We start from the raw sequence: 20,061 nt of genomic DNA, 5'->3' as shown, positions 1-20,061 counted from the left end.
TCGGGAAGGAAGCGGCTCCGCCCCAATCGAGCCGTTCCGGGAGCGCTCTCAGCCCTCCGGCACGAACACCATGGTCGCCAGAGGCGGGATGGTGAGGGGCAGGGAGTAGGGCCGGCCGTTCGCATGGGTCTCCTCGGCCTCGCGTCCGCCCATGTTCCCCACATTCGAGCCGCCGTAGATATCCGCGTCCGTATTCATCGCCTCGCGCCAGAAACCACCGCGCGGAACGCCGACGCGGTAGCCGTGATGGACGTTGGGCGTGAAGTTGCTGACGACCAGCACCGGGTTGCCGTCCGCATCCTTGCGCAGGAAGGAGAGGATCGACTGGTCGGCATCGGAGGTGTCCACCCATTCGAAGCCGTTCGGGTCGCAGTCGAGCTGGTGCAACGCGGGCGTGCCGCGATAGAGCGTGTTGAGGTCGCGCACGAGGCGCTGCGCGCCCTTGTGCTCGGCATGGTCGAGCAGATGCCAGTCGAGCGACTGGTCGTGGTTCCACTCCGCGCTCTGCCCGAACTCGCCGCCCATGAAGAGCAGCTTTTTGCCGGGATGGGTCCACATGAACCCGTAATAGGCGCGCAGATTGGCGAATTTCTGCCACCAGTCGCCCGGCATCTTGCCGAGGATCGAGCCCTTTCCGTAGACGACCTCGTCGTGGGAAAGCGGCAGGATGAAGTTTTCCGAATAGGCATAGACCATGCCGAAGGTCATGTGGTGCAGGTGGTATTTCCGGTTGATCGGGTCCTCCTGCATGAAGTGCAGCGTGTCGTGCATCCAGCCCATGTTCCACTTGAAATGGAACCCCAGCCCGCCGGCATAGGTGGGGCGCGAGACGTTGGGGAAGGAGGTGGATTCCTCGGCGTGGGTGGAGGCGGCCGGGTAGTATTCGCCAGCGCGCTCGTTCGTCTCCTTCAGGAAGGCGATGGCCTCCAGATTCTCGCGGCCCCCGTGGATGTTGGGCTCCCATTCGCCGTGGTTTCGCGAATAGTCGAGATAGAGCATGGAGGCGACCGCATCCACGCGCAGCGCGTCCACATGGAAACGGTCGAGCCAGTAGAGACCGTTGGCGACGAGGAAGTTCCTCACCTCCGTGCGCCCGTAATCGTAGATCAGCGTGTTCCAGTCCTTGTGGAAGCCGCGCCGGGGGTCCGGGTGCTCGTACAGCGCGGTTCCGTCGAAACGGCCGAGGCCATGGACGTCCGTCGGGAAATGGCCCGGCACCCAATCCAGGATCACGCCGATATCGGCCTGATGGAGCGCATCCACGAGGCGCGCGAAACCGGCCGGGTCGCCATGCCGCGCCGTGGGCGCGAAAAGGCCGATGGGCTGGTAGCCCCAGGAGCCGTAGAACGGGTGCTCGGACACCGGCAGAAGCTCCACATGGGTGAAGCCCATTTCCTTGACATAGGGGACCAGCTCGGCGGCGATCTCGTCGTAGGTGAGGAAGGCGTTGTCCTGCCCGCGCCGCCATGAACCGAGATGCACTTCGTAGATCGTCACAGGGCTGGACGTATCCTGCCAGCCCTGCCCCTTGGCACGGAAGGCCTCGTCGCCCCATTCGTGGGAGACGAGCCCGTCCACGACGGAGGCGGTGGAAGGCGCCAGCTCCTGGCGCAGGCCGACCGGGTCCTGCTTGAGCGGCTGCACGTCGCCATGCGGGCCGACCACCTCGAATTTGTAGACCTCCCCGCGCCCGATGCCGGGCACGAACAGCTCGAACATGCCTGTTTCGTGCCGCTTGCGCATCACGTGGCGGCGGCCGTCCCAGGCGTTGAAATTGCCGACCACCGAAACGCGCCGGGCGTTCGGCGCCCAGACGGCGAAGGCGACGCCCTCCACCCCCTCCATGGTCCTCGGATGGGCGCCCAGCTTTTCATAAAGCTTGTAGTGCTTTCCTTCCGCCAGGAGATAGGCGTCGAGATCGGAGAGGATCCAGCCGAAGCGGTAGGGATCCTCCTCCTCCCATGTCACCGAATCATGGGTGTAGCGCAGGCGATATTCGCTTGTGCCCTGCGGCAGCGCGCCGGAGAAGAAGCCCTGATCGCCAAGCGGCTCCAGCTTGGCGATCACCGTGCCCGCCGCGTCGATGGCCGCCGCGCTCTGCGCGCCGGGGCGGAAGACGCGCAGGGCCATCCCCCCGCCGAGATGGTGGGGGCCGAGCAGGGAGAACGGATCGCCATGCGCCCCGCTTTCGATCTCGCGAACCTCATGCGGGCTGGGGCGATGGGCGGCGGCCGTGGCCTCGCTGGCATTTTGCATCAGATCACCTGGCGGTTCTGGAGAAGGGAGACGATGCCGCGCAGCGGGATGGAGAGCCATGCCGGACGCATCGAGGCCTCGTATTTCAGCTCGTAGAAGGCCTTCTGGAGAAGGAAGAGATCGAGAAGCCTGCGGTTCCCTTCCTCGGACAGGTCGATGCCGGAGGCCGTCGACCACGCGGCGAGGAAGGACAGGGAAACATCGTCCCTCCACGCCTCGGCCATCTCCCGAACGCGCGTTGCCGCCGCCTCGTCGGTGGGCCCCACCTTGTCGCGCGCGGCGAAGGCCGCGTAGTCGTAGGAGCGCAGCATCCCCGCGACATCGCGCAGCGGCGAGGTCTTGGCGCGGCGCTCTTCCAGCGGCCGGCCGGGCTCACCCTCGAAATCGAGGATGACCACGTCGTTGCGCGACACAAGCACCTGCCCGAGATGGTAGTCGCCGTGAATGCGCGTGAGCCGGCCGGAGAGGCCCTGGGCGCCGAAGGCGTCGAACCAGCCCATCACCGCCGCGCGGGCCTCCTCCAGCGCCTGGATTTCGGCGACCTCCTCCTCGCTCAGCGCGACCCCCACCTTCGTCAGCATGTCGAGGGCCTCTCCGGCCTCGCGCTTGGCCTCCTGAACGATGCGCTCCACCCAGGCGGCATCCAGCGGCTCGGGATCGAAATCCGGGTCGCCCGTCACCGTGGCGAGCGCGGCGTGCATCTCTCCCGTGCGTCGGCCGATGGTCTCGCCCGGGTCGAACTGGAGCAGGAAGGCGGCGTCGGGATTGGCGCCCTCGTCCGCGGGTTCGGCCGGTTCATCGCGGCCATAGGCGTTGTCTCGCAGATAGAGCGCCAGCGTCTCCGTCACGCGCGACCATGCATCGCCCTGGTTGTCGATGCGCTCGAACAGGGCGGCGACGGCGGCAGAGGAGCCGTCCGCGCGATGCAGCTCGGCGGAGGCGAGAAGCGCGGGCGCGGCGGTGAAATCCGTCTTCTCCGTCAGGAAGCGCGTCACCTCCAGCTCCGGCTGGATGCCGTCGCGAAGGCGGCGGTAGAGCTTGAGGATGCCGGCGAGCCCCACCTTGATCGAGGTGTTGGACTGCTCGCCCGCCAGAGGAGCAATCTCCTCCAGCGTCACGTCGCGGGCCAGCTCCAGAGCCTCGGGCCGGCGCGAGGAGGTGACGACCTCTATGCTGCGGTCGCCGAAGGGCAGGGAGCGCCCGCCGATCAGGAGATCGACAAGGTTCTTGACGAAGCTGGTGTCGCGCGAGGCGTCCAGCACCGCGCCGATCTGCGCACCCTGGCGGATTTTCGCCAGCGTGTAGGGCAACGTCGGCGCGTCGCGGTTCAGGTGACTCTCGCCCCATTTGGCCGCCAGCGGCAGGAAGTAGCGCTGCTGGCCCTCGGCCGTCTCCACCACCGCCTCGCCCAGAAGGTCGAAGCGGCTGTTGGGCCTCAGCGAGCCGATGATCTCGTAGCTCGCCCGTGTGGGACTTGCCGCCTTGGCCGCGAACCAGCGCTGGCGGCCCATGAAGGCCGGCAGCACGCTTTCCACCTCGCGCCGGTTGCGCCCAGGGATCGTGTCCTTCAGGTCGCCCGTGATGACGAGGGTGGAGAATTCGGGAAGCGTCTGGGGGTCCTGCGCGCCGTCGCGAACCGTCTCGGAGGCGTTCAGAGAGAACCAGAAGAAGCCATAGGCGGGCAGGGAAAGGAGATAGGGATTCTGGCCGATGGGCGGGAAGACGGACAGGCCCAGCATCTCCACCGGCACCGTGCCCGCATAGGCCGACAGGTCGAGCTCCACCGCCTGCGCGGAGGAGGAGAGGTTGGCCACGCACAGGATGGCCTCGCCATTGTGCTCGCGGATATAGGCCAGGATCTTGCGGTTGGACGGGTAGAGGAAGCGGATGGCGCCGCGCCCGAAGGCCTCGCGCGTGCCGCGCACCTGGATGAGGCGGCGCGTCCAGTTGAGCTGGCTGGCCGGGTTGGCCCCTTGCGCCTCCACGTTGATGGCCTGATAGCCGTAGAGCGGGTCCTGGATCGTGGGCAGGTAAAGCCGCTGCGGATCGGCCCGCGAGAAGCCACCATTGCGGTCCGGCGACCATTGCATGGGCGTGCGAACCCCGTCGCGGTCACCGAGATAGATGTTGTCGCCCATGCCGATCTCGTCGCCGTAATAAACGACCGGCGTGCCGGGCATGGACATGAGCAGCGCGTTGAGAAGCTCCACCTTGCGCCGGTCGTTGCCCATGAGGGGCGCGAGGCGCCGGCGGATGCCCAGGTTGATGCGCGCCCGCTTGTCCGAGGCATAGGTGGACCAGAGATAGTCGCGCTCCTCGGCCGTGACCATCTCCAGCGTCAGCTCGTCATGGTTGCGCAGGAAGATCGCCCACTGGCAGTTGTCGGGAATGTCCGGCGTCTGGCGCAATATGTCGGTGATCGGGTGCCGGTCCTCCTGCGCCAGCGCCATGTACATGCGCGGCATCAAGGGGAAGTGGAAGGCCATGTGGCACTCGTCGCCCTCACCGAAATAGGGGCGCGTGTCCTCCGGCCACTGGTTGGCCTCGGCCAGCAGCATCCGGTCCGGGTAGGAGCGGTCCAGCTCGGCGCGGATCGCCTTCAAGACGTCGTGGGTCTCGGGCAGGTTCTCGTTGTTGGTGCCCTCGCGCTCGATCAGATAGGGGATGGCGTCGAGCCGCAGCCCGTCCACCCCCTTGTCCAGCCAGAAGCGCATGACGTTCAGCACCTCTTCCAGGACCTTGGGATTGTCGAAGTTCAGGTCGGGCTGGTGAGAGTAGAAGCGGTGCCAGAAATACTGGCCGGCGACCGGGTCCCACGTCCAGTTCGACGTTTCGGTGTCGAGGAAGATGATGCGGGTGAGGTCGTAGCCCTTGTCGTCGTCCGCCCAGACGTAGAAGTCGCGCTCGGGGCTGCCTTTGGGCGCGCTGCGGGCCGCCTGGAACCAGGCGTGCTGGTCGGAGGTGTGGTTGATCACCAGTTCGGTGATGACGCGAAGACCGCGCTTGTGCGCCTCTTCCACCAGCCTCTCGAAGTCCTCCATCGTGCCGTAGGACGGGTTGATGGACGTGTATTCGGCGATGTCGTAGCCGTCGTCGCGCAAGGGCGAGGGGTAGAAGGGCAGGAGCCAGATGGCCGTGACGCCCAGCTCCTTGATGTAGTCGAGCTTCGACAGGAGCCCCGGAAAATCGCCGATCCCGTCGCCGTTGGAATCGGCGAAGGTCTTCACGTGAAGCTGGTAGATGACGGCGTCCTTGTACCAGTCGTTCGCCTTCGGGTCGGGACTGGTCGCCTCGGTGGAGGCGGCGGGGGCGGTCTGCTCGTTCATGACGGCTCTTTTCGAAAATGTCGGCGGTTTCGGACGGCGCGGAAAAGCGCGGCCGGCACGGCGGGGAATGGGGTCAGGCGGAGAGGCGGAAAGCCGCGTAGGGGCAGTCCTGCGGGTTCAGCCACCAGTGCTGCATCTTCCCCTGCCAGGCGAAGCTCCTGCCGCTCACGAGGTCTTCCACCTGCAGCGTTCCATCGTCGGGCAGGCCGAACTCCCAGAGCGGCACCTCGAAGTGCCCGCCCTGCGCATTGTGCGGGTCGAGATTGACGAGGAAGAGGAGGTAGGAGGAACGGTCGGCCGTGCGCTTGGCGTAATAGAGGATCTTGTCGTTCCAGCACTGGAAGAAGGCGAGCGAGCGGAAGTCGCGCAGGGCCGGCTCCTCGCGCCGCAGGCGGTTGAAGAAGGCGATGTCCTCTCGGATGTTGCCCGGCGCGAACCAGTCGAAGGCGCGGATCTCGTACTTCTCCGAGTTCAGGTACTCCTCCTTGCCGGGCACCGGCTCGGCCTCACACAGCTCGAATCCGGAATAGACCCCATAATTGCCGCCGAGCGTGGCGGCCAGCGCCAGGCGCAGGCGAAAGCCCGCCCGGCCGCCGAGCTGGAGGAAGACGGGGTTGATGTCGGGCGTGTTGACGAAGAAGTTCGGCCGCATGAAATCGGCGCATTCCTCGCCCGTCAGCTCCTTGAGATACTTTTCCAGCTCCCACTTCTCGTTGCGCCAGGTGAAGTAGGAATAGGACTGGTTGTAGCCGACCTTGGCGAGCCGCTTCATCACCTTGGGGCGCGTGAAGGCCTCGGCGAGGAAGATGACGCCGGGATCGTGCCGGCGCACTTCCTCGATCATCCATTCCCAGAAGGGGAACGGCTTGGTGTGCGGGTTGTCGACCCGGAAGATGCGCACGCCCTTGTTCAGCCAGAACAGCACCACGTCGCGCAGCTCGACCCAGAGGGAGGGGATTGCGTCCGGCCGGTAGAAGTCGACATTGACGATGTCCTGGTACTTCTTCGGCGGGTTCTCGGCATATTTGATGGTGCCGTCCGGGCGCCAGTCGAACCAGCCGGGGTGTTCCCTGATCCAGGGGTGGTCCGGCGAGCACTGGATGGCGAAGTCGAGCGCGATCTCCAGCCCGTGCGCACCCGCCTCGTTGATGAGGCGGGCGAAATCCTCGAACGAGCCCAGCTCGGGATGGATGGCCTTGTGCCCGCCCTCCGGCGCGCCGATGGCGTAAGGCGAGCCCGGCTCGCCCTCCTGCGCCGTCACAGAATTGTTCTTGCCCTTGCGGAATGCCTTGCCGATGGGGTGGATGGGCGGAAAGTAGAGAACATCGAAACCCATCTGCCGAATGTCGGGCAGGCGCTTGATGACATCGTCGAACGTGCCATGGCGGTTCGGGTCGTTGGACTGTGAGCGCGGGAAGATTTCGTACCAGGCGGAGAAGCCGGCCGCCTCGCGATCCACCCAGACCGGCACCTCCACCTCCCAGCGCGTCAGGTCGTCGCGCGGGGCTACGCGGTTCATGAGGTCCACCGTCTCCGGCTCATCGAACAGCGCGTATCGGCGTTCCACGTCACCCAGCTTGTCGAGCCTGGCGATGAAGCTCTTCAACGCCTTCCGGTCCGCCTTCGAGCCGCGCCCGGCGGCGGCGGCGCGGTCCATCAGCGCGCGCGCCTCCTGCAACTCCAGCGACACGTCCTGGCCGGCGTCCTTCTTCTTCCTGGTGTCGCTCGCCCAGGTGGCGTAGGCGTCGCGCCAGGCGATGATGGTGTAGCGCGCCGGGCCCGCCTCGCCGAAGGACACGGAGCCGCGCCAGCGGTCGTTCTCCCAGAAGGTCAGCGGGGTCTCCACCCAGTCGTCGTCGCCCGCGCCGCGCGTGAGAAGGGCGGCGTCGATCTTCTCGTGCCCGTCGCAGAAAATATCGGCCTCGACCTCCAGCGGCTCGCCCACCAACCGTTTGACGGCGAAGCGGCCGTGGTCAATCAGCGGCGTCACGCCCTCGATGGCGAGCCGCGAGCGGGACAACTCCAGCAGCCGCTCCTGCGACGGGCCGGCCAGGCCTGCCTTGCGCGCAGCAGCCTTCAGGGGCTTGCTCAGGATTTCGCTCGCCATGGATGCCCTCTCGTCTTCGTCTCTCGGCCCGGCTGTGCCGCAAGCAGTCCCTCCCGCCCGTCGCCACACCCGCTCTAGGGATAGGAATCCCGTGGCGTCTGTCCAGTTGCATCCGCCGGAAAAGGTTTCGACAGCCTATTGCTGGGACGGACTCTCGTTCGCGCCGCCGGAGGCAAGGGCAGGGGGCGCCTCGACGGGCGGCAACGCGGCCGCGCCGCCTCGCGCATGGACCCGCCGGCCGTTGGCGTAGGTCGCCGCCACAGCCCGGTCGTCGCCCATCGTCATCAGCAGGAACAGCTCCTCCCCCAGCGTTTCCACCCGTTCCATGCGCCGGCGCATGGCGGGTGTGGCGGAGGAATCCAGAAGCGCGAAATCGGCCTCGAAGCCGGGCGCGATGCGGCCGATCCGCTTGCCGAGGCCGATGGCGGCGGCATTGCCGGCCGTCATCCAGTGAAACGCCTGCAGGGCCGGCAGCTTCTGGTGGCGCAGCGCCAGCGCCTTGTAGCCCTCGCCCGCCGTCGCCAGCATGGAATAGGACGTGCCGCCGCCGATATCGGTGGCGATGCCGGTGCGGATGCCGGCGGCCAGAAGCCCCGCGCGGTCGAACAGGCCGGAGCCCAGGAAGAGGTTGGAGGTGGGGCAGAAGATCGCGCTGGCGCCCGCTTCGGCAAGGCTGGCCTTCTCGCGCTCCGTCAGGTGGATGCAGTGGCCGAACAGGGCCTTCTCGCGCACCAGGCCGTAGCGCTCGTAGACGGCCAGATAGTCCTGCGCCCAGGGGAAAAGCTCCCGGACATAGGCGATCTCGGCGAGGTTCTCCGAGAGATGCGTCTGGATCGCCATGTCCGGGAATTCGGCCGCCAGTGCGCCGGTCGCCTCCAGCTGCGCCTCGGTGGAGGTGGGGGCGAAGCGGGGCGATATGGCATAGGACAGGCGGCCGCGCCCGTGCCAGCGCTCGATCAGGGCCTTCGATTCGTCATAGCCGCGCCGGGGCGTGTCGAGAAGCGATGGCGGCGCGCCGCGGTCCATCATCACCTTGCCGGCCAGGATGCGAAGACCCCGCCGCTCGGCCTCCGTCATCAGGCTGTCGACGGATTGCGGATGCGAGGTGCAGAAGAACACCGCCGTCGTGGTGCCGTTGGCCAGAAGCTCGGACAGGACGAACCGCGCCGCCGCGTCCGACACGGACTTGTCACCGTAGCGGCTTTCCTCCGGGAAGGTGTAGCGCGAGAGCCATTCGAGCAGTTCCGTGCCGTAGGAGGCGATGACCTGCGTCTGCGGCATGTGCAGGTGCGGGTCGATGAAGCCGGGCATGAGCAGATGCGGGCGGTGGTCCACCACGCGGCAGTCGTGCGGCAGGGCGGGCACGAGGTCCCGCGCCTCGCCGAGCGCCTCCACCACGCCCTCGCGGACGATGACGAGCCCGTCCTCGATATAGGTCGTGGCGGCCGGGTCGAGCCGGGGGTCGCCATCGAAGGTGAGGATGCGCGCCCGGATGGCCAGGGTGCCGCCGTTCATGGCCGGTAGAGCCCGTCGCCGGAGGCGATCCAGCGCGAGAGCGTCAGCCGCTCCTGCGCCTCCAGGCCGGTAATGTTGCCGGGCGGCATGGCGTGGCTGCGCACGGATTGCGCGTCGATGAGCCGGGCATTGTGGACGATGTCCTGCGGCGTTTCGAGGAAGATGGCCTTGGGCGCGTGGCCGATGCCCGGCCAGAGCGGCGCGCGCGCGTGGCACATGGAGCAGCGGGCCAGCACGATGCCCTCCGCCTCGGGAAAATGGGTGGAGGCCATCAGCGCGCGGCCGGGGTCGCCTTCGATGCGCGGGAGGACGACGGCTTCCTCTTTCTGCGCCGAGGCGCGCCAGCCCGGCGCGCCGGAGAGCGTGATGACGGCCGCGAACAGCGCCCCGGCCACGGCCCAGCACCACCACAGCTTCCGGTGCGTCTTGTGCATGGTGTTGAAGAAGTGCCGGATCACCGCGCCCATCAGCAGTACGAGGCCGGCGATCGCCCAGTTCCATTGGGTAGCGAAGGCGAGCGGGTAGTGGTTGGACAGCATGAGGAAGATGACGGGCAGGGTCAGGTAGTTGTTGTGCAGCGAGCGCTGCTTGGCCTCCGCCCCCAGCCGGGCCTCGGGCGTGCGGCCCGCCTTCAGGTCCGCCACCACGATCTTCTGGTTGGGGATGATGATGAAGAAGACGTTGGCCGTCATCAGCGTCGCGATCATCGCGCCCGTGTGCAGCATCGCGCCGCGCCCGGAGAAGAGCTGGGAGAAGATGAAGCTTGCCGCCACGACATAGACGAAGAGGACGGCGAGGAGAGCGGTGTCGTTGCCCTTCAGCGGAGACTTGCAGATGAAGTCGTAGACCACCCAGCCGAGCGCGAGGCCGCCTATGCCGATCAGGCTCGCGCCCCAGACCGGCAAATCGGCCACCGAGCGGTCGATGAGGTAAAGGTCCGCGCCGACATAATAGACGAGGAAGAGCAGGGCGAAGCCCGACATCCACGTCGCGTAGCTCTCCCATTTGAACCAGGTCAGATCCTCGGGCATGTGGGCCGGGGCGACCATGTATTTCTGGATGTGGTAGAAGCCCCCGCCATGCACCTGCCACGCCTCTCCGCCCACGCCCTCGGGAGGGGTGCCGTGCGGTTTGCGCAGGCCGAGATCGAGCGCGATGAAATAGAAGGACGAGCCGATCCAGGCGATGGCGGTGACGACGTGCAGCCAGCGCACGCCGAAGGAAAGCCATTCGGAGAAATAGGTCCACATGGGATGAGCCTCGAAACGCCGCCCCCTTGTCGCGGACGTTTCCGTTGTTGATCCGATGTGCCGTCATGGCCCTCCGTCGTTCAGGAGACGGTGAGGAGGGCAGGCGTTCCTGCAAGGCGCCGCAAGGGCGCCGTTTCTTGTGCCGGTCATCCCGGGCCGAGCCCGGGACGACCACGGTCGAGCCAAATCGCCGGCGCGGGCCGGCTAGTTGCGCACGCCTTCCACATACCACTCCATGGAAAGCAGCTCCTCGTCGGGGATGACCTCTCCATCGGCCACGCGCTCCTCTCCGGCCTGGTCGCGGATCGGTCCGGTGAAGACGTGATAGGTGCCGGCGACGGTGTCGTCCACGATCTTCTGGGCGGCGGCCCGCACATCCTCCGGCATGGCCTCGTTGAAGGGCGCCATCTCCACCTCGCCCTCCTTCATGCCCAGCCAGACGCTGCCCGTCTCCCAGGTGCCGTCGATCACCGCCTGCACGCGCTGCACGTAATAGGGGCCCCAGCGGTCCACGATGGCGGTCATGTGCGCGTTGGGCGCGAAGCTCTGCATGTCCCAGGCCTGGCCGAAGGCGATGGCGCCGCGCTCCTCGGCCGCCTGGAGCGGGCCGGGCGAATCGGTGTGCTGGGTGATCACGTCGGCGCCCTGGTCGAACAGCGCGTTGGCGGCCTGCGCCTCGCGCGCGGGGTCGTACCAGGAGTTCACCCACACGACCTGCGTCTCGAAGTCCGGGTTCACCGCGCGGGCGGCCTGGGTGAACGCGTTGATGCCCATCACCACTTCCGGGATCGGGAAGGAGGCGACATAGCCGGCCTTGCCGGTTTCCGACATCATGCCGGCGATGGTGCCCAGCACCGCGCGGCCCTCGTAGAAGCGCGCGTTGTAGGCGGCCATGTTCTCGGCGGTCTGGTAGCCGGTGGCGTGCTCGAACTTCACGTCCGGGAACTGCTGAGCCACACGGAGCGTCGGGTTCATGAAGCCGAAGGAGGTGGCGAAGATGATGTCATTGCCGTCCTGCGCGAGCTGGCGCAGCACGCGCTCGGCGTCCGGCCCCTCGGCCACGCTCTCCACATAGGTCGTCTCCACCTGGTCGCCGAGCTGCTCCTCCAGGTAGAGGCGCGCCTGGTCGTGGGCGTAGGACCAGCCGAAATCGCCGATCGGGCCGACATAGATGAAGGCCGCCTTCACGGGGCGGTCCGTGACCTGCGCGGCGGCGGGCGCGGCGACCGTGAAGGTGAGGATGGCGGCGGCGCCGGCCATCAGCATGCGGCGGTTGAGGAAGCTCATCGAACGATCTCCTTGGGATGGAACGGGATCAGGCAGCGGCCCGGAAGGGCTTGCCCAGGCAGGCGGGGGCGGCGGTGCGGGCGCTGAGCCGGCGGCCGGAAATGAGGGCGAGGACGAGGATGGTGGCCAGATAGGGCAGGCTGGTCAGGAATTCGGGCGCGAGCCCGGACCAGCCGGCGGCCTTGGCCTGCAACTCCAGCGTGATGACGGCGCCGAACAGATAGGCGCCGAGCAGCAGGCGGCCCGGCCGCCACGCTGCGAAGACCACCAGCGCGATGGCGATCCAGCCGCGCCCCGACGTCAGCCGCTCGGCCCACATGGGGGTGAGCACCAGCGAGTAGAAGGCACCCGCCAGCCCCGCCAGCGCACCGCCGAAGAGCACGGCCATGTAACGCACGAAGAGAACCGGATAACCGATGGAATAGGCTGAGCTATCGCTTTCGCCCACCGCGCGCAGCACCAGCCCGGCGCGGCTGTGCTTCAGGAACCACCAGACCGCCAGCGTCAGGGCGAAGGACAGGTAGACGAGCGGCGAATAGCCGAACAGAACGCGCCATATCGGATCAGCCGCGAGCGCGCGCGGGAAGACGGGCCCGAGCGTGGAGGTCGTGACCCCGACGAAGGACGCGCCCAGAAGCGCCGAGACGCCGGTGCCGAAAATGGTGAGCGCAAGGCCCGTGGCCACCTGGTTGGCCGTCAGCGTCAGCGTCAGATAGCCGAAGATCATGGAAACGGCCGCGCCCGCTGCCAGCGCCGCCAGCGCGCCGAGCCATGGCGAGCCGGTCGAGACGGTGACGATGAAGCCCGTCACCGCGCCGATCAGCATCATGCCCTCGACGCCCAGGTTGAGGACGCCGGACTTCTCCACCACCAGCTCGCCCAGCGCGGCGATGAGGATGGGGGTGGAGGACATGACCACCGCGAAGATGATGGCGACGGCGAATTCGGGGCTCATACCGCTGCCTCCCCGGAGCGCGAAGCCCCGGCGCCGGCCTTCGCCCCGCCCGCATCCCGCCCGCCGCGGGCAAGGCGGTAGCGGATGAGGATGTCGGAGGCGAGGAGGAAGAAGAGCAGCATGGCCTGGAACACGCCGATGGCCGCCGAGGGCAGGCCGATGGCGGTCTGCGCGCTTTCCCCGCCCACATAGGTGAGGGCGAGGACGAGGCTGGCCAGCACGATGCCGACGGGGTGCAGGCGCCCCAGGAAGGCGACGATGATGGCGGTGAAGCCGTAGCCGGTGGGAAAGCTGGGCACCATCTGGCCGAACGGGCCGGCCGCTTCCAGAATGCCGGCCAGGCCGGCCAGGCCGCCGCCCGCCAGAAGGCAGAGCCAGACGATGCGGTTCTCGGAAAAGCCGCCGTAGCGCGCGGCCTGCGGGGAAAGGCCCATGAGCCGCACCTGGAAGCCCGCCACGGTGCGCGCCATCACGAACCACACGGCCAGCGCCAGCGCCAGCGCGAGGGGAATGCCCAGATGGATGAGCGTGCGCGGCACGATGATGGGCAGCGTCTGGTCGAGTGAGAACATCGCCGTCTGCGGGAAGCCGAAGCCCATCGGGTCCCGCCAGGGGCCGCGCATCAGGTAGTAGAGAAGCTGGATGGCCACGTAGTTCAGCATCAGGCTGGAGAGAATCTCGTTGACCCCCAGCTTCACGCGCAGGAAGGCGGGAACCGCCGCATAGGCCATGCCGCCCACGATCCCGCCGAGCACCATGGCCGGCAGGATCCAGGCGCCCGACAGGTCGAGCGTGGCCAGCGCGATGCCGGTGCCGGCAAGGCCGCCCACGACATACTGGCCCTCGGCCCCGATGTTCCAGACATTGGCGCGGAAGCCGATGGACAGGCCGATGGCGATGATGGCCAGCGGCGCCGCCTTCACCAGAAGGTCCTGCCAGCGGTTGATGTTGGTGAGCGGCGCGAGGAAGATCTGCCGCACGGCCCCGAAGCCGTCATAGCCCAGAAGCGTGAAGACGACGCCCCCGACGATGAGCGTCGCCACCACCGCCGCCAGCGGCGAGGCGAACAGCATGAGGCGGCTGGGCTGAAGGCGCGGCTCAAGCCTGAGCGACATGGACGGCCTCCTCTCGCGCGGGCGCCAAGGGGCTGCCGTGGATGCCGCCCATCAAGAGGCCCAGCTCCTCGATGGACACGGCGCCCACATCCATCGCCTTCGACAGGCGCCCCTCGTTGATCACGGCGATGCGGTCGCAGATCGACAGAAGCTCGTCGAGGTCCTGGCTGATCACGAGGATTGCCGCACCTTTCTCGGCAAGGTCGGCCATCGCCTGCCGGATGAAGGCGGCCGCGCCCGCGTCCACCCCCCATGTCGGCTGCGAGACGATGAGCACCGCCGGGTCCTGTCCGATCTCGCGGCCCATGATGAACTTTTGCAGGTTTCCGCCCGAGAGGGAGCCTGCGGCGGCGTTCGGCCCGGTGGCCTTCACCGAGAAGGCGGAGATGACGGAGGCGGCGAAATCGCGCGCCGCGCCCGTGCGCAGGAGGCCGCCGGAGGAAAGGCGCGCGCGGCCGCGCGCCGAAAGAATGGCGTTCTCGGCCAGGGACATGGCCGGCACCGCGGCATGGCCGTTGCGCTCCTCCGGCACGCTGGCAAGGCCGAGGCGCCGGCGGGCGGAGACGCCCTGCGACACGGTCTCCTCTTCCCCGATGCGGATCGAGCCCGCGACCCCTTGCATCTTCTCTCCCGACAGGACCTCGAACAGCTCGCCCTGCCCGTTGCCGGCCACGCCCGCAATGCCGAAGATCTCGCCCGAGCGGACCTGAAGGGCGATGTCCTTCAGGCTCGTGCCGAAGGGCGGCTCGCCCGGGGCGCTCAAGCCCTCGACCGTGAGGCGCGGTTCGCCGAAGGCGCGCCAGCCGCGCCTCTGCACGTCCTTCAGATTGCCGCCGATCATCATCTCGGCCATGGAGCGCGCCGTTTCCCGCGCCGGATCGCAGGTGGCCACCACGCGCCCGCCGCGCAGGATGGTGGCGGTGGAGCAGAGCGCTTTGATCTCGTCCAGCTTGTGCGAGATGTAGAGGATGGAGCAGCCCTCGGCCGCGAGCTGGCGCAGCGTGGCGAACAACTCCTCCACCTCCTGCGGGGTGAGGACGGAGGTCGGCTCGTCCATGATCAGGAGTTTGGGGCTGACCAGAAGCGCGCGCACGATCTCGATGCGCTGGCGTTCGCCGACGGAGAGGGTGTGCACGATGCGATGCGGATCGAGCGCCAGCTTGTAGTGCGCCAGCACTTCGCGCACCCGCGCCTCCAGCTCGCGGCCGGGCGGCGGCTCGTCCATGCCCAGCGCAATGTTCTCCAGCACCGTCATGGCCTCGAAGAGGCAGAAGTGCTGGAACACCATGGCCAGCCCGAGGGAGCGCGCCTGGCGCGGGGAGGCGATCTCCACCTCGCGCCCGTCGAACAGGATGGCGCCCTCGTCGGCCTTCTGCACGCCGTAGATGATCTTCACCAGCGTCGACTTGCCAGCGCCGTTCTCGCCCAGCAGGGCATGGATGGCGCCCGGGGCCACGGAAAAGGAAATGGAATCGTTGGCAACGACGCCCGGATAGCGCTTCGAGATCGACAAGAGCTCAAGACGTGGCGGCATGGCGCTCCGTTTCCCGGACCAGAGGATTCTGTCCGTCCGAGGAGTCTTTATCGCACTGCATTTCAACACGCGCAAAGGCTGTGCAACGGTTTTCCAGAGGCGCGAGCCTGACGAGGAGTTCGGCGGCGGTGAGGGCCGCGATCACCTCCGGCCGCTTGTCGCGCAGCGTGTGGCCGCCGATGGGCAGGGTCAGCGCGTCGATGGAGGCGCTGGACCCCGTCCGCGCCAGATGCCGGCGGAACTTCTCGCGCTTGGTGGCCGAGCCGATCATGCCGACATAGGCGGGGTCGGCGCGTTCGAGGGCTCTGGCCGTGAGGAGGAAGTCGAGCGCGTGGTCGTGGGTCATCACCACGAAACCGGAGCCGGGCGGGGCCTTGTCGATCTCTGCCTCGGGCAGGGGCGTGGCGCGGCGGGCGATGCCGGCGGGCAACTCGGCCAGCCGCTCGGGGCGGGTGTCGATCACCGTGAGGTTGAAGGGCAGGGGGGCGAGCGCGCGGGCCAGCGCCTGCCCGGTGTGCCCCGCGCCGAAGAGGAGGATGACGGGCCGGCCCGCGCGCTCGGCCTGCGCCCCGGCTTCCATCCGGCGTAGCAGGGCGGGCCCGGCGCGTTCGAGCGCGAGGGCGACGCGCCCGCCGCAGCATTGGCCGATGGCCGGGCCGAGCGGGATGTCGAGGGCGCTGGCGCTCTCTCCCGCCGCCAGCATCCGGCGCGCCTCCAGGATGGCCTCCATCTCCAGCGCGCCGCCGCCCACCGTGCCCGTCTGCCCGCCCGCCGTCACCAGCATGGCGGCGCCGGCCTCGCGGGGGGTGGAGCCCTGCGCGCGCGCCACCGTGACGAGGACGGCCGCCTCGCCCGCCGAAAGCGCTTTGCGAAGGGCGGCGAGCGGGCTCATCGCGCGGCCCGCACCATGTCCACGGCCGCCAGGATGCGCTCGGGCGTGGCGGGGGCGTCGAGATCGGGGAAAGCGCGATGATCCCCCGCCGCCAGAACGGCGTCGCCGAGCGCGGAGAAGACCGACAGCGCCAGCATGAAGGGCGGCTCGCCGACCGCTTTGGAACGGTAGATCGTGGCGGCTGGGTTGCGGCCCTTGTCCCAGAGCGCGATGCGCAGATCGTCCGGCCGGTCGTTGGCGGTGGGGATCTTGTAGGTGGAGGGTGCGTGGGTGCGCAGCCGGCCGGCCTTGTCCCACCACAGCTCCTCCATGGTCAGCCAGCCCATCCCCTGGATGAAGCCGCCCTCGATCTGGCCGAGATCGAGCGCCGGGTTCAGCGAGCGGCCGACATCGTGCAGGATATCGGCGCGGATCACGCGGTTCTCGCCGGTGAGCGTGTCGATCACCACCTCGGAACAGGCCGCGCCATAGGCGAAATAGTAGAAGGGCGTGCCGGAGGCCGTGTCGCGGTCGTAGGAGATGCCGGGCGTCGCGTAGAAGCCGGTGGAGGACAGCGAGACACGGGCAAGATAGGCCTCTCCAACGAGATCGTCGAAGGAAAGCTCTGTCTCGCCGATGCGCACGCGGCCGGGCAGGAACTCCACCTCTTCCCGGGGCACGCGGTAGCGCCGCACGGCGTAGTCGGCGAGGCGCTCCTTGATGGTGCGCGCGGCTTCGCGCGCGGCCATGCCGTTCAGGTCCGAGCCGGAGGAGGCGGCGGTGGCGGAGGTGTTGGGCACCTTGGCCGTGGTGGTGGCGGTGATCCTGATGCGGGAGACGTCGATCTGGAACTCCTCGGCCACCACCTGCGCGACCTTGGTGAAGAGGCCCTGTCCCATCTCCGTGCCGCCGTGGTTCAACTGGACCGAACCGTCCTTGTAGAGATGGACGAGGGCGCCGGCCTGGTTGAGATGGGTGGTGGTGAAGGAGATGCCGAACTTCACCGGCGTAAGCGCCAGCCCCTTCTTCAGGACAGGGCTTTGCGCGTTGAAGGCCCGCACCGCCCGGCGCCTCGCGCGATAGTCGCTCGAGTCCTCCAGCTCCTCCACGATCTCGGCGATGACGCAGTCGGTGACGGCCATGTGGTAGGGTGTCCGGGCCTCCACGCCCGAGCCCATGGCCGGGTAGAAATTGCGCTTGCGCACGTCCAGCGGGTCGAGCCCTTTCTCATGGGCGATGCGGTCGAGCGCGCGCTCCACCGCGACCATGCCCTGGGGCCCGCCGAAGCCGCGAAAGGCGGTGTTGGAGGCGGTGTGCGTCTTCAGCCGCCGCGAATGGATCCGCGCGTTGTGGAGCGCATAGGCGTTGTCGGCGTGGAACATCGCCCGGTCCGCGATGGCGCCCGAAAGGTCGCGCGAATAGCCGCAGCGCACGAAGTGCTTCAGGTCGGCAGCGAGGATGCGGCCCTCCTCGTCGAAGCCGAAATCGTAGTCGGCGCGCATCTCGTGGCGCTTGCCGGTCATCTCCATGTCGTCGTCGCGGTCGAGCCGGCATTTGGCCGGGCGCCCGGTCTTCACCGCCACCAGGGCGCAGACGGCGGCGAAGAGCGCGGGCTGGCTTTCCTTGCCGCCGAAGCCCCCACCCATGCGCCGCACCTCCACCGTCACCGCGTGGTCGGGCACGCCCAGCGCCTTGGCCACATTGTGCTGCACCTCCGAGGGGTGCTGGGTGGAGGAGCGCACGAGGACGTCTCCGTCTTCCAGCGGAACGGCGGTGGCGATCTGGCCCTCGAGGTAGAAATGGTCCTGCCCGCCAGTCTCCACGCGCCCGGCGATCCGGTGGGGGGCGGCGGCGAGCACGGCCTCCGGCTCGCCGAGCCGCATCGTGTGCGGGGGCAGAAGGTCCTCGCCGCCCAGCGCCAGGGCCTCGTCCAGCGTGATGGCGGCGGGCTTCTCCTCATAGGCGACGCGGGCGAGCCCGGCCGCGGCGCGCGCGGCCTTCAGCGTCTCGCCGGCCACGGCAAAGAGCGGCTGGCCGAGAAAGGACACGCTCTCCTCCGCGAAGATCGGGTCGTCGCCGAAGACGGGCGAATAGTCGTTCCTGCCGGGAATGTCGGCGGCCGTCAGGACCGCGACGACACCCGGCGCGGCGCGCACCGCCGCAAGGTCCATCGACACGATGCGCGCATGGGCCTTTTGCGCCATGGCAAGGTAGATGTGGAGCGTGCCCGGCAGTTCGGGGTCGTCATCGACATAGCGCGCCTGTCCGCTCACATGCTTGGCGCCGCTGTCGTGGCGCAGGCTCGTGCCGACGCCGCCCTCGATGAAACGCGGATGGGGCGGCGCCTTCTCGTGGAGCGTGGCCGGGTCGATCGTGCCGGCCTCGCCCCGGTCCTGGATGCGGGTCTCGTCCATCAGGCGACCTCCGCCACGCGGGTCCGCACGCCCCGAAGCGACAGGCAGAAGCGCAGGAGCGCGTTCTGCGCGGCCTTCAGGCGATAGTCGCTCGTGGCGCGCATGTCGGTGATGGGCTGGAAATCCGCCTCCATCGCCGCCATCGCGGCGCGGCAGGCGACCTCGTCGAAGGGCTTGCCGATGAGGGCGGCTTCCGCATGGGCCGCGCGCTTCGGTATGCCGGCCATGCCGCCGAAGGCAAGGCGGGCCTCGGCCACCGTCTCGCCGGCGAAGCCGAGCTTGAAGGCGGCCATCACCGCCGAGATGTCGGAATCCATGCGCTTGGCGATCTTCGAGGCGTGGAAGCGCTCGAAAGGCTGGAGAAGCGGCACCTCCACGGCGGCCACGAACTCGCCCGGAGTCCGGTCCTGCCGGCCGTAGTCGATAAAGAAGTCCTCCAGCGGCAGGGAGCGCGCCTCGTCGCCCTTGCGCAGATGCAGCGTGGCGCCGAGCGCGATCAGCGCGGGGGGCAGGTCGCCGATGGGCGAGCCGTTGGCGATGTTGCCGCCCACCGTTCCCGCATTGCGCACCTGATGGCCGGCAAAGCGGCGCATCAGCTCTCCGAGATCGGGATGGATGCCGGCCAGCTTCGCCGCCGCCTCGCTGTGGGTGACGGCCGCCCCGACATAGAGCCGGCCGGGCGCTTCCTCGACATGCATCAGGTCGGCGACGCGGCTGACATCGATCAGCACGGGAAGGTCGCGGTGCTGCTTCGTCACCCACAGGCCGACATCGGTCGCGCCCGCCACCAGCCGCGCATCCGGGTGCGCGGCATAGGTGTCGGCGAGGGCATCCACATCTGGGGGCGAGAGCCAGAGCCCGCCTTCGCCCTCGTAGGAGAAGACGCCGGCCCCGCGCAGCGCTTCGAGCCGGCTTGCGAGCCGCGCCTCCGCCGGCCCGTCCGCCACATGCTCGTGCCGGCCCGCCTCCAGCCCGGCCTCCACGATGGGGCCGTAGCCCGTGCAGCGGCACAGATTGCCCGAGACGAGGTCCTTGACCGCCTGCCGGTCCGTCAGCGTCTCGTTCAGCCAGCCCGAATAGAGCTGCATCACGAAGCCGGGCGTGCAGAAGCCGCATTGGCTGGCGTGCTTCTCCACCATCGCCGTCTGGACGGGATGCGCACCGCCCAGCGCCTCCACCGTCTCCACGGCGCGCCCGTGCAGCGCGGGCAGGAACAGGATGCAGGCGTTCACCGCCCGGCGCTTCAGCCCGCCGGCCCCGTCCGGCTCGGCCAGAACAACCGTGCAGGCCCCGCAATCGCCCTCCGCGCAGCCTTCCTTGGTGCCGGTCAGCCGCTCGCTGTAGCGCAGATGGTTCAGGACCGTGGTGGTGGGGTGCAGCCCCTCCACCGCCCGTTCCTCGCCGTTCAGGAGAAAGCGGATCGGCGCCATG

At 68.4% G+C, this 20,061-nt stretch carries 12 protein-coding genes; all 12 read right to left on the bottom strand.

Translation table 11 applies throughout. The annotated features are described in order from the left end of the window. Positions 1 to 48: 48 nt before the first annotated feature. The 12 genes from glgB to xdhA all read right to left on the bottom strand — a co-directional run bounded on the left by glgB (position 49) and on the right by xdhA (position 20,060). Positions 49 to 2,256 (bottom strand): 1,4-alpha-glucan branching protein GlgB, encoded by a 2,208-nt coding sequence (gene glgB, locus J7654_RS17240; protein ID WP_209737064.1) that lies wholly within the window; start codon positions 2,254 to 2,256, stop codon positions 49 to 51. Then, complete coding sequence (gene treS, locus J7654_RS17235) at positions 2,256 to 5,582, bottom strand: maltose alpha-D-glucosyltransferase (RefSeq protein ID WP_209737063.1); 3,327 nt, start codon at positions 5,580 to 5,582, stop codon at positions 2,256 to 2,258. Before treS ends, glgB begins: the two co-directional genes overlap by 1 nt. Positions 5,583 to 5,655: 73 nt before the next feature. Continuing rightward, positions 5,656 to 7,689: an alpha-1,4-glucan--maltose-1-phosphate maltosyltransferase gene (locus tag J7654_RS17230; protein ID WP_209737062.1), complete on the bottom strand. Its 2,034-nt coding sequence runs from the start codon at positions 7,687 to 7,689 to the stop codon at positions 5,656 to 5,658. A gap of 135 nt (positions 7,690 to 7,824) precedes the next feature. After that, a complete protein-coding gene (gene guaD, locus J7654_RS17225; RefSeq protein ID WP_209737061.1) occupies positions 7,825 to 9,204 on the bottom strand; it encodes a guanine deaminase in 1,380 nt (459 codons plus the stop codon). Beyond that, positions 9,201 to 10,454: a urate hydroxylase PuuD gene (locus J7654_RS17220; protein ID WP_209737060.1), complete on the bottom strand. Its 1,254-nt coding sequence runs from the start codon at positions 10,452 to 10,454 to the stop codon at positions 9,201 to 9,203. The genes guaD and J7654_RS17220 overlap by 4 nt, the downstream gene beginning before the upstream one ends. 204 nt (positions 10,455 to 10,658) lie before the next feature. After that, positions 10,659 to 11,741: a BMP family ABC transporter substrate-binding protein gene (locus J7654_RS17215; RefSeq protein WP_209737059.1), complete on the bottom strand. Its 1,083-nt coding sequence runs from the start codon at positions 11,739 to 11,741 to the stop codon at positions 10,659 to 10,661. A 28-nt stretch (positions 11,742 to 11,769) separates the two neighbouring features. Further along, entirely contained in the window at positions 11,770 to 12,696 is a 927-nt protein-coding gene (locus J7654_RS17210; RefSeq protein WP_209737058.1) for an ABC transporter permease, read from the bottom strand. Then, complete coding sequence (locus J7654_RS17205; RefSeq protein ID WP_209737057.1) at positions 12,693 to 13,811, bottom strand: ABC transporter permease; 1,119 nt, start codon at positions 13,809 to 13,811, stop codon at positions 12,693 to 12,695. The genes J7654_RS17210 and J7654_RS17205 overlap by 4 nt, the downstream gene beginning before the upstream one ends. Continuing rightward, positions 13,795 to 15,345 (bottom strand): ABC transporter ATP-binding protein, encoded by a 1,551-nt coding sequence (locus J7654_RS17200; RefSeq protein ID WP_209737056.1) that lies wholly within the window; start codon positions 15,343 to 15,345, stop codon positions 13,795 to 13,797. The genes J7654_RS17205 and J7654_RS17200 overlap by 17 nt, the downstream gene beginning before the upstream one ends. Continuing rightward, entirely contained in the window at positions 15,329 to 16,237 is a 909-nt protein-coding gene (gene xdhC / locus J7654_RS17195) for a xanthine dehydrogenase accessory protein XdhC (protein ID WP_209737055.1), read from the bottom strand. Before xdhC ends, J7654_RS17200 begins: the two co-directional genes overlap by 17 nt. Next, positions 16,234 to 18,630, bottom strand: a complete 2,397-nt coding sequence (xdhB, locus tag J7654_RS17190) for a xanthine dehydrogenase molybdopterin binding subunit (protein WP_209737054.1) — start codon at positions 18,628 to 18,630, stop codon at positions 16,234 to 16,236. Before xdhB ends, xdhC begins: the two co-directional genes overlap by 4 nt. Next, positions 18,630 to 20,060: a xanthine dehydrogenase small subunit gene (gene xdhA / locus J7654_RS17185; protein WP_209737053.1), complete on the bottom strand. Its 1,431-nt coding sequence runs from the start codon at positions 20,058 to 20,060 to the stop codon at positions 18,630 to 18,632. The genes xdhB and xdhA overlap by 1 nt, the downstream gene beginning before the upstream one ends. Between the last annotated feature and the right edge of the window lies 1 nt (position 20,061).

This window comes from Aureimonas populi, assembly GCF_017815515.1.
Classification (GTDB): Bacteria; Pseudomonadota; Alphaproteobacteria; order Rhizobiales; family Rhizobiaceae; genus Aureimonas; species Aureimonas populi.
This window is presented reverse-complemented; position numbering and strand designations above follow the sequence as displayed.